We start from the raw sequence: 16,784 nt of genomic DNA, 5'->3' as shown, positions 1-16,784 counted from the left end.
TTCCCGCTCCCCCGAGCCGACGCTCAGGGCTCGCTGGAGGGCCGGAAGGCGCCGGACGCCTGGGGGTCGTGCCAGGAGCCGCCCATGTAGCCGTTGAAGTTGTTGTAGCCAAAGGCACGGAAGCCGCCGCTGACCAGCAACATGATGGCGATCTCCCCCACCACCCTGCGCCGGTAGAGCTCCGGAAGCGACTCCAGCCAGGGCACCGACAGCGCCTCGGGGAGCGCTCCGTGGGAGGCGTAGCGGGTGTAGGTCCCCAGGTACGACGGAGCCTCCTCGCACTTCTGGCGGAGATAGGCCTCCAGGACGGCCTCGTCGGCGTGGGACTCGAAGCCCAGGTGGCGCGACACCAGCCGGCCCGTCGCGAGCAGGACCTTCGACAGGGCCGGGGACAGCGGGCCGCTGAGCTCCGGTGACAGGAGCTGGAGCGGAAGCTCCACCGGCGCGGAGCCTGGCCGCAGCGCCCAGACACCGCCGCCGGCCGCGACCAGCCCCAATCCCAGCAACTGCAAGACCCTCCGGCGCGCCAGGGACGGCTCACCCGCGCCAGGGGTGGAAGCAGCGGACGGTGGCGGTGGCGGTTCGGTGCTCATGTCGACAAGGCCTAGCATGACGTAACCCTTGCTTTCAGAGCAAGACCCGGCCTCCAGGCCAACCTTGAGACAAGGCGAGACGGTGCGCGTCCCCGCTACTCCGCGAGTCGCATCAGGTCGTCGAACAGCGCGTTGTCGATGGGGAGGATGTCCATGTTGGGAGGCTCGGCCCGCAGGCCGGGCCAGGCACCCACCGGCTGCCGGGGCATGAGCCAGACCGGGCCGCTCGCGACGTCCAGACGGAGCCCGCCCAGCAGGGCGCTCCTGCCCAGGTTCAGGTTCACGCGCGCCACCCGCAGCGACCCCTTGGAGCGTTCCCCCAGCAGCACGCCGGACGCATTCCGCACGGTCAGCTCGTGCTCGAAGCGCTCGATGCGCACCACGGGCACCTTGCAGTAGTGGGAGCCAGGCTCCTCCAGCATCAGGCTCAGCGTGAGCATCGCGAGCAGGACCACGCCGAGCCCGAACCCGAAGAACGCCCGCACGAAGACCGAGGAGTCAATGTCCGGCCAGGTCCCCGACGAGGCGGTCGCCACCGCGAGCACGAGGGTCAGCGGCACGGATATCGCCGCCAGCACACCCAGGAACCGGGGCCCACTGAGCTTCCGCAGGGTGACGTCCGCCAGGAGCCGGCCCCTCTGGCCGTCCGTCGGGTCCGGGACGCGCGCATGCGTTGAATCCATCGCGCCACGATAGACGAAATCCTTCGTCCCCCTGTCACTCCGTGAGGTGCAACAAATCATCGAACACGGCGTCTTCGATGGCGTGGAAGCGGATGAATCCCGCGCCCAGGCGAAGCGTGAAGGTGGCCGGTGCGGGGCATGGGGGGTCTTCTTCGCGGAGGTGCTCCCCCGGCTGGGGGCGTGGCTCCGCTTCGTTCCCCCCTGGAGGATGCCCATGCGAAAGACCCCTGCTTCTTCGTCCGTGGTGTGGATGGCACTGTGCACCCTGCTGGTCGCGGGTTGTGGCGGCACGGAACAGCCCGACCCCACGCTCAACACCGGCGGCGACAACCTGGGCGCCGACACGTCGGACGTGTTCGAGCCGGATGGCGGCACGGGCCCGGTCCACACCGGCAAGGTCACCGTCTGTCACATTCCTCCGGGCAACCCGGCCAACGCCCACACCATCACGGTGGGAGCACCGGCCCTCTCCGCCCACCTGCGCCATGGCGACACCCTGGGCGACTGCGACGAGGGCTCGTCGCAGGACGGCGGCACCAGCGAGCCGGACGCCGGGAGCACGGACGCGGGTCCGGGTGGATCCACGGACGCTGGCCCCGTCTGCATCCCCGCGGGCAGCGCGTGCGATCCCGAAGGGGCCTCGGCCTGCTGCGACGGCCTGTCGTGCACCGAAGGGTCCTGCTGGGGCGAAATCGGCTGAGCCCTGCGTCCTGTGCCCGCCCTGTCCTCTAGAGGGACGGGGCGGCGCGGGTCACGGGCGCTATGCTTCCGCCCCGTGACCCGCTCCTCCACATCCCTGGCGTCCACCTTCATCGCGGCACGCGGGCATGCGCCGGGTCCGCTTCCCGAGCCGGAGCGAATCGAAGCCGCGCTCGTCGCGGCGGTGGAGCACGCGCGCTCGCGCTGGCCCGGCCTCACGCTCGAAGCGGAGCCGTTCGTCACCTTCGTGGCGGAGCGGCTGTCCTTCGACGTCCCGGTGCTGGAGGCGTTGGGAGCCACGGACACACTCGATGAGCTGTACCTGGCCTTCGGGTGTCTGCGGCATGACCGCGTCGCGTTGCGCCTGTTCGAGCACACCTACCTCCGGGACGTGGGCGCGTTCGTCTCCGGCGTGGACCGCGCCCCCGCGTTCGTGGACGAGGTGCGCCAGGTGCTGCGCGAGAAACTGTTCACGGCCGCCGCCGGCTCCGAGCCGAAGATCGCGGACTTCACGGGCGGCGGCGCGTTGGGTGGCTGGGTGCGGGTGGCGGCCCTGCGGATCGCGCTCAACCTCAAGCGCGCCCAGGCCCGCGCGGAGGCCGTGGCCCATGAGCCCATGGAGGCCGCGCTGGGTGAGGACCTGGGGCCGGAGCTTGCCCACCTCCGCTCGCGCTACCGTGAGGCCTTCACGGAGGCCGTGCGTGCGTCCCTGGGACACCTGTCGGACCGGGACCGCACGTTGCTGCGGCTGTACCACGTGGAGGCGCTGTCACTGGAGGCGGTCGCGGCGCTCTACCGCGTGCACGCCTCCACCGTCTCACGGTGGCTCAGCCGCGCGCGAGAGCAGGTGGCCCAGGCCACCACCCGGCAGCTCTGCGAGCGCCTGGGGGTCGGCGCCTCGTCGGTGGACAGCATCGCCGCCCTGGTGGTGGGGCAGGTGGAGCTCAGCCTGACGCACCTGCTGGCGACGGGGGGCTGAACTTTCGCTGCAAGGGTTCTTCCGGCCGGTGTCAGGGCATCGGGAGGTCCCATTTCGGGTCCCTCCCCACGCCCCACCCCGGAGAACCCCATGCGCCCCACCCGATGGATGTCCCTGCTCACGCTCGCCGCCGCCGTCACCGCGTGCGAGCCCCTTCCGGAGGACTCCGGCCCGGGGCTGACCGAGGTCCAGCTTCCCGGCGCGGACTTCTATCCCGAGGGCCTCGCGGCAGCTTCCGACGGCACGCTCTACGTCGGGAGCGTGGGCACGGGCGCCATCGCCCGCGCCCGGCCCGGGGAGCTGGGGGCCCACGTCTTCGTGCCGGGACGCGCCGCGTTCGGCGTCTACGGCCTCGCCGTGGATGAAGCACATGACACCCTCTGGGCATGCACCTACGACGACGCCCTGCCCCCCGCGCAGCCCGCGCACCTGGCCGCGTATGCGCTCGGCACCGGGGAGCTGAAGGCGAGCCATGCGCTTCCGGGCGCAAGCGGCTTCTGCAACGACGTCACGCTCGACGCCGTGGGCAACGTGTACGCGACCGACACCTTCGCCAACACCGTGGTCCGCCTTGCGTTGGGGGGTGATGCCCTCACGACGTGGGCTTCGGATGCGGCGTTCGCGCCCACCGCCGAGGGCAACTTCACCCTCAATGGCATTGCCTTTGACAAGAGCGGCGGGCTCTACGTCGTGAAGAGCGACACGGGGACGCTGTTCTTCATCGCCATCCAGCCGGACGGGAGCGCGGCGGCCCCTGTGACGATCCCCGTGGCGCCGGCGCTCGAATCCCCGGATGGGTTGGAGTGGGTGGACGCTCAGCGGCTGCTGGTGGTGGAGAACGCACCGGGCCGGGCGTCCATCGTGACGCTCACCGGGGGCACCGGGACGGCGGAGGTCCTGGCCAACGGCTTCGTGGAGCCGACCGCCGCCACGCTCACCGAAGAAGGCGCGTGGGTGCTGGAGGGACAGCTCGGGTTCCTCTTCGGTGGCCCGGGCGCTCCGTCCCTGCCGTTCCGCGCGCACCGGCTCGCGGTGCCGCCAGCCCCCCTTCTCCCCTGAGCAGGCCTACCGGCCCCATGTCGTCAAGCGTCGGAGACGTGCCTATGCGGCAGGCGACCACCAACCTGCCGTCTCCAGGGACGATAGAGCCTGCGCCTCCAGCGTCTCGACATCGCCAGGATGCGCCCCCTCGGTACGACGAAGGACTTCCGACAGCGCCGCCATCCGCTTCCAATCCTGCGCATCAAACGTGTGGCTGCGGATGACGCTGGGAATGGGCTGGCCGTCTTCTTCCAGCCCCCACCGCTCGCGCTCCCGCTCCAACTGGGTGCCTCGCAGCAGCATGAGGGGAAAGGCCTTGAGCACCGGCACTTGATGGCGCAGGCAGAAATCGACGGTCTTCCGGAAGGACCCCCAGGTCTGTTCGGGCAGTCCGAAGATGATGGAGACCTCGAACGGAATCGCACGCGCATGGAGCTTGCGGATCCCTCCGGCCACCCGCTCCAGGTCGTTCACCCGGTCCACCGCCCGGGCTTCTCGCTCGTGGATGGTTTGAAGACCGAACTCGAGCCTCACGTCGAGGCCTTCACAGGCGTCCAGGAACTCCTCATCCAACGTCGAGAAGTGGCACTGCAAGGACAACCGCCCGCGATAGTGAAGCCGCTGGAAGCCCCTCAAGACCGAGAGCGCGTGGTCTCCCAGGTTGAAGAGGGGGTCCAGCACGGCGATGTCGTCCACGCCCGAGCGCACGAACAACTCCATTTCGCGCTCCAGCCGGTCCAGGGGAAGGTCACGCCGCCGCAACCGGCTACCGGCCTCCCGGTGCTGGCAGAACGAGCAGCGGAAGGGACACCCCCGCTGCGTCTCCCAACGGATGAACCGCTGCCCACCTGAAAGCTCCAGCACGTTGTCGAGGAAGGGGGACGCCAGTGCATCCAGCCTTGCCTGTGCTTGAAGCATGGCGTCAGGCTGTCCTGCCCAGTGGACTCCCGAGAACGTGATGGGCGCGGAGGAGGAAGCAAGTGACACCATGGCTTCCTCTCCATACCCCCGAACAAAGGCCGTGGCCTCGGGATAGAGCTGCTCCAGGCCCGCGGCCGCATAGGAGATCTGCGGTCCACCTAGAACGATGCGCCCCCGAAAGCCAGCCCGTCGAAGCGCGCTCAGGAGCCGCTTCACCACGCGATCATTCCAGACATAGACGCCAATCCCTACGTCCACCTGTCCTGGCTCGACTCCCCGGGTCTCTTCGAGGAGGGTCGCCAGGAGGCGCTCCTCATCGAAGTCCGCGTGATTCACCGGAAAGGAGAAGGCCCGCACCTCCACCTGAGCCCTCCGCAAGGCCGCCACGATGGAGGCATGGCCCAGGGGAAGTCGCGGGTCCTTGTCCCGGGTCCAATCAATGGACACCAGGATGACGCGCCGAGGCATGGGTGGAGCAGGAGCGATTCCAACTACCCGAGCAGACATGCACACCCCGGCGATGGTTCGAGCGAAGTCGTGAGGGATGCTGACAACTTCGCCCCCGCTGGGACAGGTGGGGGCCTGGAATATTCAATGAAGTCTGAACTGACTTCATGCCTGGGGAAACAAGACACCGTCGGCCAACACTCGCGAACGAAGGGGGCTGCCCAGCTCAGCGGCGAGCCGCTCTCCATCCGGAACCTGCTGCCGTCATGCCAGAGCACGGTGATGCCCAGGCATTCAGGATGCGTTCACCTCGCATGGAGGGCCAGCACGGCCCTGCCAGACAGGAATGCGAGCTTGCAGGGGCAATGCCATGGGGTACTCTCCGCGGCCCTTCGGACGTGGCATCGCGCCGAAGCGCCCACTGCAAGAGCCATGAGCAACCTGCGCGGTTCCATCGAGACGCAAATTCATGCAGCCCTTCGGCAAGAGCTTGAACAGACGGGCTGGCGCCCCAGATGGACAGCCCATGCCGTCCTCGGTGCGCAGACTCCTCAAGGTGGACGTGAGCTCCTGCTGGGCGGTGCCAGCGCCTCCCTGGATGCACAGCTCTTGCGCCTGGTAGAGGAGCCGGACTCGCTCGTCGCGCTTCCCGTGCGTGAGTGGGACCAGGAATTGCGCCAGCTCTGGGCCATGGGCGCCATCTACCTCGTGGATGGCGCAAGCCACATCGCCAGCTCGGTCCGAATCAAGGGGCGACGTGTCCTGATCTCACACTCGAGGGTGGAGGAGTTCAGCATCATCGACGGAGATGGCGTCGCAGTGATTGACAGTGAAGTCCGTGGGCATGCGGTCCTGAGCGGGCCGCTGCTGCTGAAGGAGACCCAACTGGACCCACAGGCGGTGATCGGTCCGCTGGTCGTGGTGGAGCAGTCCTACCTTGCGCCCTTCGTCAAGCTCCAGCGCACCGTCAGGGTCCGCGCCAGCTCCATCGGAGCCCACACGGCCCTCGAGGGCGGAAACCATGTCGAGCGCTACCCGCAGTCCACGTCGCAGCGGCGTGGCTTCGGAGTCGAGGTAGGGCGCCAGTGTTGGCTCGGCCAGCACGTCTCGCTCTCGGGCGGGGCCCGGTTGGGAGAAGGCGTGGTGGTGGCGGCCCACTGCGCGGTCTCCTCGGACGTGGGAGAGCACGTCATCGTCGCGGGAAACCCGGCGAGGGCGTTGCCGGTGGATCTCCACCTTCGAGAGCTCTCCGCGGAGCACGCACGCGAGGCAGGTTACCAGCAAGGAGCCGCGGCGACCCGGTTCCCCGTCTATGGCGCGTGTACCTCCGGATGGGATGCCGCCGATGCGGTGGTGCTGCGCTATCCCCACCATGGGAGCCGTCGCGGACTGGCGGGCCCCACCCTGATTGACTTTCAACAAGGGGCCCTGGAGGCGCTCCTCGCCCAGGCGTTCCCGGACAATCCATGTCAGGTGCTCCGCAAGCAAGACGAACCGGAGGTCGCCTTCGAGCTGCGCTTCGCCCGCCTGCTGCCACGGTATGAGAGGCCGTCACCGGCGCTCACACTGTCGCTGGCGGGAGCGTCAAGTGACCTCTCCCCCGAATCACCGATCGAGCAGGACATGATCGAGGTCCTCGCGGAGCAGTCATGCGACCTGGAGAGCTTGTTCTCCGAGTGCATGGCTCGCGCGTTCGAGCGCGAGGAGCTCCTCGAATGGGCAGAGCTGGAAGGCACCCTCAGCCTGCTGTCGCAGCGAGGTTGGGTACGGCCCCCGCTGCTCCCCCCCGTGATGGCCTCCATCCCCTCCCTGGCCCAGCTCCTCACGAGAGAGCCCCCCGCCCCCCCACGAGCGCCGGCCCAGGAAGCCGCGCCGATTCAAGAGACAGGGGCCCGCCCCGAGCCCCGGAGCCGCCCGCGGGAGCACCTCTCCGCCAGGACGATCCCTCCGGCGCTGGAGCAGATCCTGAACGAACTTCTCGGCGACGGGCGCACCGCGGATCCGGATGTGACCTTCCTGGGACTGGGACTTGACTCGTTCGCGTTCGCCCACCTCATCGCCACCATCGAGGAGCGTTGTGGAGTCACCTGCCCGGACCTCTTCATCCACAACACCCCGCGCAAGCTGGCGTTCGCCCTGTCCACACCCGAATGAAGACTCCCAGGGCCCCGGAAACGTTGCGGGAGCGGCTCGAGCACCATGGCCGCTCCCAGGGTCATCAGTGGGCGCTCCGGTTTCCCACGCAAGGGGGCGAGACGCTCGAGCTGACGTGGGCGGAGCTGGTGGAGCGGGCCCGCGGCATCGGGCTCGGGCTGAAGCGGCGGGGGGTGGCCCCGAAGGATGTCGTTGTCATTGTGTCCTCCTCGCCACGGGAGCAGGCCCTGGGCTTCCTGGGCGCCCTCTTCGCGGAGGCGCTCCCGTCGATCTTCTCCCATCCCTCCATCAAGCAGCCCACTGAGCGATTCTTCGCGAGCTTCAGCTCCCTGATCTCGGCCAGCGGCGCGGCGTGCCTGCTGTATTCGGACTCCCTGGCCCCGGCCTTCCAGGGGTGGAAGGCTGCCAACGGCAGCGGGATTGCCCTCCTCCCGCTGCGGGAGCTGCTCGAGGAGCCCGCTGGAGACGAGCCCCTGCCCACCTCCGACGGCAAGGTGGCCTTCCTCCAGTTCTCATCGGGGACGACCGGGCTCCGCAAGGGCGTCGCCATCACACACGCCATGCTGGCCTCGCAGGTCCGAGCGTATGCGGAAGCCATCCACCTCTCCCCGAGAGACCGGGTGGTGAGCTGGTTGCCCCTCTACCATGACATGGGGCTCGTGGCCTGCCTGCTCCTGCCCTGCTTCATGGGCGTGCCCTCTGTCCATCTGTCTCCCTTCGAGTGGGTGCAGCGGCCGCAGTTGCTGTGGCGGGAGATCGCGGGTTCGGCGGGGACCCTCGTCTGGCTGCCGAACTTCGCCTTCGAGCTGCTAGCCCAGCGCACTCGCGCCGAAGACCTGGGCACCATGGACCTTGGGCAAGTGCGTGCCTTCATCAACTGCAGTGAGCCAGTGCGGCCAGGGACGCTGGCGAGGTTCGTCGAGCGCATGGGGCCTCACGGCGCCCGCTGGGACCAGCTCCAGGGCTCCTATGCGATGGCGGAGAATACCTTCGCCGTGACGCAGACGCCCATGGGCTTCCCCCTGCGGCTCGACCGGGTGCGGAGCGCCCCGCTCCTGACGCAAGGGGATGCAGTGGCGCTGGAAGCCAGGCCCCCGAGCGCCGAGGACAAGGTCTTCGCTTCGAGTGGCATCCCCATCGCTGGCTGCGAGGTGCGGATCTCCCACCGTGGAGAGCGACGGATTGGAGAGATCGAAATCCGGAGCCCGAGTCTCTTCGAAGGGTATGTCGCCCAGCCGGAAGTCACCGCTGTCTCGCGAACAGAGGACGGGTGGTTCCGGACAGGCGACCTGGGCTACCTCGCCGAGGGAGAGCTCTTCGTCACGGGGCGGCTGAAGGACCTCATCATCCACCGGGGAACCAACCTGTACCCAGAGGATATCGAAGAGGTCGTCGCGTCCATCCCAGGCTGCAGGGCTGGCCGTGTGGTCGCCTTCGGCATCACCTCCGAGCAGATGGGCACCGAGGAGGTCGTGGTGTGTGTGGAGCCCGAACCGGACGTGGAGGATCCTCGGGCATTGGCTGTCCGCATTCGCCAGGAAGTGGCACTTCGACTGAGCCTCGGTCTCAAGGACGTGGCAATCTGCGAGTCGGGCTCGCTGCTCAAGTCCACCTCCGGAAAGCCCTCACGCTCGGGCAATCACGAGGCGTATGCCTCGGGCAGGCTCGGTGGGCGCTAGCAGGCTCAGGTCCCTCCGTCCTGGTTGTGCTGATAGACAAAGGGATAGGTAATGCGGACCGTCCCATCCTTCGGCGCCGAGAAGGTGGCGGAATGAAGCACCTCCAGAAAGCAGGCCTGGAACCAGGGATCCGGAATGGTGGAGTCGACGATCTCCTCATCCTCGATGTATCCGGACAACCCCTGCCCCTGGAGAGTGAAGGCGACTGTCACCTTCTGGGGCCCGGGGTAGCGCGGGGCCGCTTTCTCGAAGCACCCCTTCACACGAGGCCCCAGGGACCGGATGACATCCCTCACGGACTCGCGAGGCAGCGAGCCCGTGTGGACTGAAGACTGCCGGCTCTCCGCCGGAGGAGGAGGCGGAGGCGGCGGCGGTGGGCGAGCCGCACGAAAGGGAGGCCGCGCTTCCTCATGGGGCCCGACACGCTCCCCCAGGGAGGGGCGGACCGCGGGCACCGTGGGGGCGGGAGACGATGCGGAGGGCCTGGCTTCCTGGCCGGAGGATGGGGGCGGCAGCGGCGGCCCCTCAAGAGGCGGAGCCGCCTGCGGCTCGCGCGCACTCGCAGGGAGGGAGACCGCAGCCACCTTCACCTCCCCGGCGGACGTGGAGGGCTCGGCCTCGGCTCCCCGCGAAGATCCGGATGACCCGGTCAGGAGATAGCCGGCCATCGACAGGACGGCGAAGGGAAGACACACACCCAGGACGAGCCGCCAAGGCCCGGACCTTCGTGGGCGCTTCCCTGCTCCGCGTTGTTCGTTTGGAAAAGAAGGCATGCGGCGTTTCTCTCAGGGTTCGCGGGGAGGCAGGTCCATCAAGAGCATACGATCCCAATGGGGCTCGATGTGGGTGGTCGCCGCGAGGAGCGTGAGCGCCACCCCCGCACTGCCCGCCAGCACTCCCGGAGCATCCTGCCAGGCCTCGCCCGCCGCACCTTCGAGTTCCAGGCTCTGGTAGCCCCCAATGCCGGCCCCCGGCTGGAACACATCCAGGGTGCGGGAGAGCCAGCCTCGGGCGGCGTCGAGGAACAGCGGCTCGCCCGTCGCCTGGTAGAGGCGGTTGAACACGTGCCCGAGCCCCGCCATGCCGTGACAGACGAGAGCGTCCTTGACCCGGCATTCCTCCAGGGGGCGATGCGCTGCCAGACGGGCCGTGAGCAGGGCTTCCTGCTCCCATTCAGGCATCCCCAGCTCGCGCGCGGCCAACAGCAACGCGGCGGCGACGCCCGGATCGCCATAACACCACGCGGCCCGCGCCTCCTTCGGGGGAATGCTCCGGGCAATCCACGCGGGAAATCGTGAGGAGCCCCCCTCGGGCAGCCTCTCGCGCAGCAGGTCCCGGATCGCGTCCCGGGCGAGCTCCCGCGCATGCGGCATTTCCCAGGCATTGCATGCCCGTGCCAGCAGGGCGATCACCCCGGGTGCCCCGTGAGCCACTCCCAGGTTGAGGTGGGGCATGTTGTAGCGCGTGCGCAGATGGGGAGCCTGCTTTCCGGGCACCGTCCACCACCGCGCTCCCAGGCCGTCGCGCTCGCTCAGATTCTCCAGCAGCCGCACGACGTGTCCCAGGCACTCCCTCGCGGAGGAGCGCTCCGGGTACTCCAGCCCGTAGACCCCCAGGCCCACCAGCCCACTGACGAGATCATGCCCCCCTTCCCATCCAGGGGCAGCGAGCTGGTCGCACACGAGCTCCATCACCTGCGCCGTGAGATCCTCCGGCGCCCGTCCGAAGAGGCACCGATGCACGTGCTCCGCGGCCCAGGCCACCCCGGTGAGGCCTGAATAAAGGCCCAGGGACATTGGCGTACTGGCCGCGCCGTCCATGGCGCGCTCAAGACTTTGAAGCGAGAACTCCCCAGCGTCTCCCCCCACCCCCGCCCGGGAGAGATAGGCAAACAGCACGGCAATGCCCGACATCCCCTGGGACAGGGAGAAGTCACGCTCATACGTGCCCGATCGCGCCCGAAGATCCCGCGCGATGAACTCGATCACCCGCCACGCGCGCGCGGCCTGCTCACCGCCAAGGATTGGCTGCCATTCTTCTCGATGCACTGCGTGAAAGACTAGCAGACCCCCGCTGGCGTCCACTACTCAACTTCTCGCTTGCCCTAGATTCCAGGCATTGCTAGGACAGCGCAGATGTCCTGACGCTTGTCATGGTGTCCTTGGCGTCCACGCGGACAACCCGAGCGGCCCAGGGCATTCCCTACCCAGGAGCGTTGTCATATGGAGTCGCGATCCCAGCCGAGCCAGAAGAAGTTGATCGTGAGCAAGGAGTCCATCCGCATGCTCGCGCAGAAGCAGCTGTCGACGGAGGCGAACATGATGCCGCCGGAGACCAGCACCTCGAACCCTACCAACGGACATTGCTGCTTCGAACCGTCGGATGCCTGTCTCCTCTAATCCCACTCGAAAGCTCTTGACTGGGGGCTGACGCATGACGCGCGTACCGCACATCGTGCGCCAGCCTCGTCGCAGATGACGGCCAGCCTCGGGCGTGAGCCTCCGCATCGTGCGATCGCGGACTTCTTCGTGCTCCGCACTCCGCTGCTCCCCCTCCACCTGTTCTCTGGGTGGGCCTCTGGAGTCGAGCTGAGCCAGCTGGACGCCTCGTTGCCATGGGCAGAGCGCATCAAGGTCGCCAAGAGAGGCCTGCGCTCCCGGCTTCGTGAGCTGCTCGAGCTGTCCGAGGTCCACGAGGCGCTGCTCGTCTCTTCGCCCAACCTCGTCTCCAGCCTGGAGTGTTGGCTGCACACCCCGGACAGCCCCAGCGGGAGCAAGGTGGAGCGCGCCCTCGTCCGTTACCTTGCGCGAATGACGGGGCGCGCGACCCCCTTCGGGCTCTTCGCCGGGTGCTCCGTCGGCCAGTCGGGCCGGGAGACCCGGCTGGCACTCCAAGGCCGGGAGGCATACCAAAGACGGACGCGCCTGGACATGGACTACCTGGCCTCCCTCCTCGACGCCTTGCAACGGCAAGGCGCGGCCAGACAACACCTGCGCTATTTCCCCAACTCCAGCCTCTACCGCACGGCGGGACGGTTCCGGTACGTCGAGTCCTCACAGCAAGGCACTGAGCGGGCCTACGAGCTCGCCGCGGTGGAGGCGACCCCCTATCTGGAGTTCGTCCTGGAGCGTGCCCGGGAAGGAGCCCGTCGCGAGGAGCTGGCCCAGGCCCTGGCGGAGAGAGAGGGCGATGTCAGCGTCACGGAGGCGGGCGAGTACATCGACGAGCTCCTCACCCTCCAGGTGCTGGTCTCGGAACTCGTCCCGGCGGTGACGCAGCCGGCTCCCCTCCGGGAGGTCATCGCGCAGCTCAGGAGGAACCCGTCCATGACCTGGCAGGCCGGGCAGTTGGAGCGGGTTCATGGGCTGCTCGCCGAACTCGATGCCGCGGGACTTGGACAGCCGGAGGCGCGCTACCAAGCCGTCGCCGCGTGTGTGGAAGCGCTGCTGCCACCGCCGGAGCTTTCCAAGCTCGTCCAGGTCGACCTCTTCAAGCCCGTGGTTGAAGCAACGCTCGGGCGGGAGGTGATGGACGAGCTGCGCTCGGCCGTGGCGCTCCTCCATCGCATCAGCCCCACGCGGCGCAATCCCCTCCAGAAGTTCAAGGAGGACTTCCTGCGACGCTACGAGCAGCAGGAGGTGCCGCTGGCCGAGGCGCTCGACGAGGATGTAGGGATTGGCTTCGAGGTCGCGAGCGGGCCGACCGCCAGCTGCTCTCCCCTGCTCAAGGGCCTGGTCTTCCCTGGCGCTCCCGAGGACATGCCGGAGTGGTCACGCGCGGGGGATCTGCTCCTGGAGCGGGTTCAGCAGGTGGTCCGGGCCGGCGGCCGGGTACTTGAGCTGACGGGCAAGGACGTGGAGGCGCTCTCAATCCCAGAGAGGCTGCCGCTGCCGGATACCTTCTTCGTGATGGCGACGCTGGGGGCGGCTTCGCAGGAGCACCTCCGGCGAGGAGACTTCTCGCTGCTGGTGCGAATGGTGGATGGGCCCTCGGGAGTGAGGCTCCTCGGGCGCTTCTGCCATGGGGATGAGGCGCTCGGCTCCGCTGTACGCCACCACCTGCGCCTCGAGGAGGCGCTGCGGCCCGACGCCCTCTTCGCCGAGGTCGTCCACGTCCCTGCGGGCCGGGTGGGCAACGTCCTCACGCGTCCCGCCCTTCGGGCCTACGAGATTCCCTACCTCGGGCACTCTGCGGTGCCGCCCGAAGCCCAGATTCCATTGGGGGATCTCCTGGTCTCCGTTCGCGATGGGCGGCTCGTCCTGCGCTCCCGAAAGCTGGGCCGCGAGATCATCCCCCGCATGACGACGGCCCACGCGCACAGGTACCCCCATAACCTGGCGATCTACCGGTTCCTCGGGGCGCTCCAGACCGAAGGGCACGCATGCAGCCTGACCTGGAGGTGGGGCGCGCTGGAAGGCGCGCCCTTCCTGCCAAGGGTCGTCGCCGGGCGTGTCGTCCTCGCCAGGGCGCGCTGGCTGCTCCGCGCGAATGTGCAGGAGGAGCTGGCGCAAGGCCCCGCCCACGAGCAGGTCCGCCGGATGCTGGAGCTCCGAGAGCGCCTGGGCCTGCCCAGGTTCGTCCTGCTCGCGGATGGCGACAACGAGCTGCCGGTGGATCTGGAGAATGTGCTCTGCGTGGAGTCCTTCATGGCGCTCGCGGCGCGGCGGCGGGCGGTGAGCCTCACGGAGATGTGGCCGGCGCCAGGGGAGCTGTGCGCCACGGGCCCCGAAGGCTCGTACCTCCACGAGCTGATCATCCCCTTCGTGGGCCGAGAATCCGAGCGGAAGGAAGTTCCCCCTCGCCCTCCCTCTTCCCTCCCCGCCGGGAGACGGTGCTTCCCGCCGGGCTCCGAGTGGCTGTATGCCCGGCTCCACGTCGGCTCCGGCCTCACGGATCGGCTCCTCCTGGAGGACGTCGCCCCCGTTGTGAGAGCACTCATGTCGTCGGGCAGCGCCGACCAATGGCACTTCCTGCGCTACTCGGACCCCGAGCACCACCTCCGACTGAGGCTGCACGGCCCACCGGACGCACTGGTACGGGAGGCCCTGCCGCGCCTGCACGACGCCCTGGCCCCCCTCCTCCAAGACGGCCGTCTCAAGCGGTTCCAACTGGACACGTATGTCCGTGAGGTGGAGCGGTACGGAGGCAGCGAGGGAATGCTCCTGGCCGAGGAGTTCTTCCACGTCGACAGCGAGGCGGTCCTCGCGACGCTGGAGGCGTTGGAGGGGCTGGACGGTGATGCGCGGTGGCAGTGCGCCCTCGCGGGGATGGACCTGCTGCTCTCCGACTTCGGGTTCGACCTGGAGGGAAGGCACCGCATCGCCAGCCGGCTGCGCACCGCCTACGCCCAGGAGCACGGTGCGGGCAAGAGACTCGAGGCCCAGCTCAGCCGCCTCGCCCGTCAGCGTCGCCCCATCCTGGAGCCACTCCTGACGGGCCAAGGCTCACCCGGAAGCGCGTTGTCCCCGGGTTTCGCCGCCTTGCTCCGTCGGTCGGAGCGCCTGGTGCCTGTTCTCTCGCGGCTCCGGGAGTTCGAGCGGAGCGGAGGCCTTTCGCAGGGGCTCGATGCGTTGGCCGCAAGCTACTTGCACCTGCACGTCAACCGGATGTCGAGGGACGCGCCGCGTGCGCACGAGTTCGTCCTCTTCGATCTCCTCGAAAGGCTCTATGCATCGTTCCGGGCGCGGGGGATGCGCCTGGAGCCAGCAGCGAGGACGGACAAGGAGCGCATGGAATGATGAATGGCCCCTGGAGTTGGCTGCGACTGGCGGGACTGCTGCTCGCGGTGGGCTGCGCCTCTGCGCCCGCCCCCATTCCCCCACCCCGCCCGACCGCGCCTCCGGCTCCCGCGGTCGTGGCCCCCGCACGTCCCTCCCTTCAGGTGTACCGGCTCCTGCCGGACGGGACGTCCTCCCCGTGGGGCCTGCTGCCGGCGGGTGATGCCGCCCCCCAGCCGCTTCCCGACGGAGACTGGTACGCCGAGCCCCTGGAGCCCGTGAGGACACCGGACCAGGCCCAGGCGCTGGTCGCCGTGCTCCGCGAATACCGCGTCCCCGGTCTCTCCTTCGGGGAGAAAGGCCTCCCCGCCCCGGCCCTGCTCGCGCTCCTCGTCGAGGGCACCTCCGTCGTATCGCTCCATCTCTCCGAAACCGCGTTCGGCGATGAGCACCTCGCCGCCCTGAGGAACGCAGCACGGTTGCAGGCGCTGCACCTGGACGGGACACGGGTCACCGATGCGGGGCTCGCCCCTCTCCAGGGAATGCCACACCTGGCCATCCTGCGGCTGGATGCCACCGCGGTGTCCGACCGGGGGCTGGCCCTGCTCACCTCGCTGACGACGCTGCGCCGGCTCTCGCTCAGCGGAACGTCGGTGAGCCCGCAGGGGCTCGGCCTGCTCGCGGCACAGACGGAGCTGGAGTGGCTGGATCTCTCGGACACCACGGTCGATGACACGGTCCTTGCGTCCCTGCCCGGGGACCGCTTGCGCACACTCGTCCTGAGCGGCACCCACGTCACGAATGCCGGCCTCGGCGCCCTGAAGAGAATGCCGGCCCTGAGCTGGCTGGGCCTGGCGCGGACGGCCGTCTCGGACCCGGGCCTGGCGCACATCGGGGGGCTGCGCATGCTGGACGCGCTCCACCTGGGAGGCACCGGGGTGACGGATGCGGGGCTCGTCCACCTGGCGCGGTTGCCGGCGCTACGCGTGCTGGTGCTCAGCAAGGCGCGCATCCGCGGTCCAGGGGTTCGTCACCTTGCCGGGCTCCCACGGCTGGAGGTCCTCCATCTCGACGACACCCTGTTCGGGAACGCGGCGCTGCGACACCTTCAAGGCCTCCACCACCTGCGCGACCTGGAGTTGTCGCGCACGGCCGTCACCGGGAGCGGCCTCCCAGCGCTGGCTGGCCTCCAGGCGATTGAGAGCCTCGGGCTGTCGGGTCTCGCGCTGGCGGACGCGTCGCTCGCGTCGCTGGAGCCCCTGGAGCGGCTCTCCCGGCTCGACCTCAGCGCCACGCGCATCGGCCCCGATGCCTTGAAGCAGCTCGGCTCGCGCATGGTCCTGCGGCACCTGGATCTGAGCCGGACCGACTTCAGCGACGGGTGGGTGGCCACCCTTCAGACCTTCTCCCGGCTCCAGTCGCTCCGCGCCATCCGCACGCTCCTCACGGACCTGGGGCTTGGCCAGCTCTCCGAGCTGCGGGAGCTGGAGTCACTCCAGGTCTCGGGGACCCCCATCAGCGGCTCGGGGCTGGTACCGCTCCAGAAGCTCCCCCACCTCGTCAAGCTCGACCTGGGAGGCACCTGGCTGAACGACAACGGGGTGCAGATGCTCGCGGGCTTCGAGAAGCTCTCCTGGTTGAGCCTCGCCGGCACCCGCATCGGGGACGAGGCGCTCGTTCACCTCCCGGGCTCCCTGCTCACGCTGTACCTGCTGCGCACGAAGGTCACGGACGCCGGCATGCCCGCGCTCCACCGGCTTCCCCTCCTTCGTGAGCTCGACCTGCGCGAGACGGCCGTCTCCGAACCTGTGCGGGCCACGCTGGTGCGCGAGCATGGCATCCGGTTGATGTCCTCCCCCTGAGGTGGGTGC

General features: G+C 68.9%; 13 protein-coding genes. 8 read left to right on the top strand and 5 right to left on the bottom strand.

Annotated features, from left to right (window positions below):
- Positions 1-23: 23 nt before the first annotated feature.
- Together OV207_RS11885 and OV207_RS11880 are read right to left on the bottom strand one after the other, a co-directional pair.
- Entirely contained in the window at positions 24-611 is a 588-nt protein-coding gene (locus OV207_RS11885) for a hypothetical protein (RefSeq protein ID WP_267555071.1), read from the bottom strand.
- A 77-nt stretch (positions 612-688) separates the two neighbouring features.
- Positions 689-1,276 carry a hypothetical protein gene (locus OV207_RS11880; protein ID WP_267555069.1) on the bottom strand — a complete coding sequence of 196 codons (588 nt, stop codon included), beginning with the start codon at positions 1,274-1,276 and terminating at the stop codon, positions 689-691.
- 214 nt (positions 1,277-1,490) lie between these two features.
- On the opposite strand from OV207_RS11880, the gene OV207_RS11875 reads away from it, so the two are divergent.
- From OV207_RS11875 to OV207_RS11865, 3 genes are all read left to right on the top strand, one after another.
- A complete protein-coding gene (locus OV207_RS11875) occupies positions 1,491-1,976 on the top strand; it encodes a hypothetical protein (protein ID WP_267555067.1) in 486 nt (161 codons plus the stop codon).
- A gap of 75 nt (positions 1,977-2,051) precedes the next feature.
- On the top strand, positions 2,052-2,954 hold the full coding sequence (locus OV207_RS11870) for a sigma-70 family RNA polymerase sigma factor (RefSeq protein ID WP_267555065.1): 903 nt from the start codon (positions 2,052-2,054) through the stop codon (positions 2,952-2,954).
- 90 nt (positions 2,955-3,044) lie between these two features.
- A complete protein-coding gene (locus OV207_RS11865; protein ID WP_267555063.1) occupies positions 3,045-4,013 on the top strand; it encodes a hypothetical protein in 969 nt (322 codons plus the stop codon).
- A gap of 42 nt (positions 4,014-4,055) precedes the next feature.
- Here OV207_RS11865 and OV207_RS11860 read toward each other — a convergent pair whose 3' ends face one another.
- Complete coding sequence (locus tag OV207_RS11860) at positions 4,056-5,384, bottom strand: B12-binding domain-containing radical SAM protein (RefSeq protein WP_267555061.1); 1,329 nt, start codon at positions 5,382-5,384, stop codon at positions 4,056-4,058.
- A gap of 411 nt (positions 5,385-5,795) precedes the next feature.
- On the opposite strand from OV207_RS11860, the gene OV207_RS11855 reads away from it, so the two are divergent.
- Complete coding sequence (locus OV207_RS11855; protein ID WP_267555060.1) at positions 5,796-7,517, top strand: phosphopantetheine-binding protein; 1,722 nt, start codon at positions 5,796-5,798, stop codon at positions 7,515-7,517.
- Positions 7,514-9,196 carry an AMP-binding protein gene (locus OV207_RS11850; RefSeq protein WP_267555059.1) on the top strand — a complete coding sequence of 561 codons (1,683 nt, stop codon included), beginning with the start codon at positions 7,514-7,516 and terminating at the stop codon, positions 9,194-9,196. Before OV207_RS11855 ends, OV207_RS11850 begins: the two co-directional genes overlap by 4 nt.
- Positions 9,197-9,201: 5 nt before the next feature.
- On the opposite strand, the gene OV207_RS11845 is transcribed toward OV207_RS11850, so the two are convergent.
- Together OV207_RS11845 and OV207_RS11840 are read right to left on the bottom strand one after the other, a co-directional pair.
- Positions 9,202-9,864 (bottom strand): AgmX/PglI C-terminal domain-containing protein, encoded by a 663-nt coding sequence (locus tag OV207_RS11845; RefSeq protein WP_267555058.1) that lies wholly within the window; start codon positions 9,862-9,864, stop codon positions 9,202-9,204.
- Between the two features lie 117 nt (positions 9,865-9,981).
- Positions 9,982-11,184, bottom strand: coding sequence for a lanthionine synthetase C family protein (locus tag OV207_RS11840; RefSeq protein ID WP_267555056.1), 1,203 nt, complete (start codon positions 11,182-11,184; stop codon positions 9,982-9,984).
- Between the two features lie 234 nt (positions 11,185-11,418).
- On the opposite strand from OV207_RS11840, the gene OV207_RS11835 reads away from it, so the two are divergent.
- The 3 genes from OV207_RS11835 (at position 11,419) to OV207_RS11825 (ending at position 16,775) form a co-directional block, all read left to right on the top strand.
- A complete protein-coding gene (locus tag OV207_RS11835) occupies positions 11,419-11,595 on the top strand; it encodes a hypothetical protein (protein ID WP_267555055.1) in 177 nt (58 codons plus the stop codon).
- A gap of 129 nt (positions 11,596-11,724) precedes the next feature.
- Positions 11,725-14,934: a lantibiotic dehydratase gene (locus tag OV207_RS11830; RefSeq protein WP_267555053.1), complete on the top strand. Its 3,210-nt coding sequence runs from the start codon at positions 11,725-11,727 to the stop codon at positions 14,932-14,934.
- Positions 14,931-16,775, top strand: a complete 1,845-nt coding sequence (locus tag OV207_RS11825; RefSeq protein WP_267555052.1) for a leucine-rich repeat domain-containing protein — start codon at positions 14,931-14,933, stop codon at positions 16,773-16,775. The genes OV207_RS11830 and OV207_RS11825 overlap by 4 nt, the downstream gene beginning before the upstream one ends.
- The last annotated feature ends 9 nt before the right edge of the window (positions 16,776-16,784 follow it).

Origin of the sequence: Corallococcus sp. BB11-1, from assembly GCF_026626625.1 — a bacterium.
Lineage (GTDB): Bacteria > Myxococcota > Myxococcia > Myxococcales > Myxococcaceae > Corallococcus > Corallococcus soli.
Note: the sequence above shows the minus strand (reverse complement) of the source record. Positions and strands in the feature narration are given on the sequence as shown.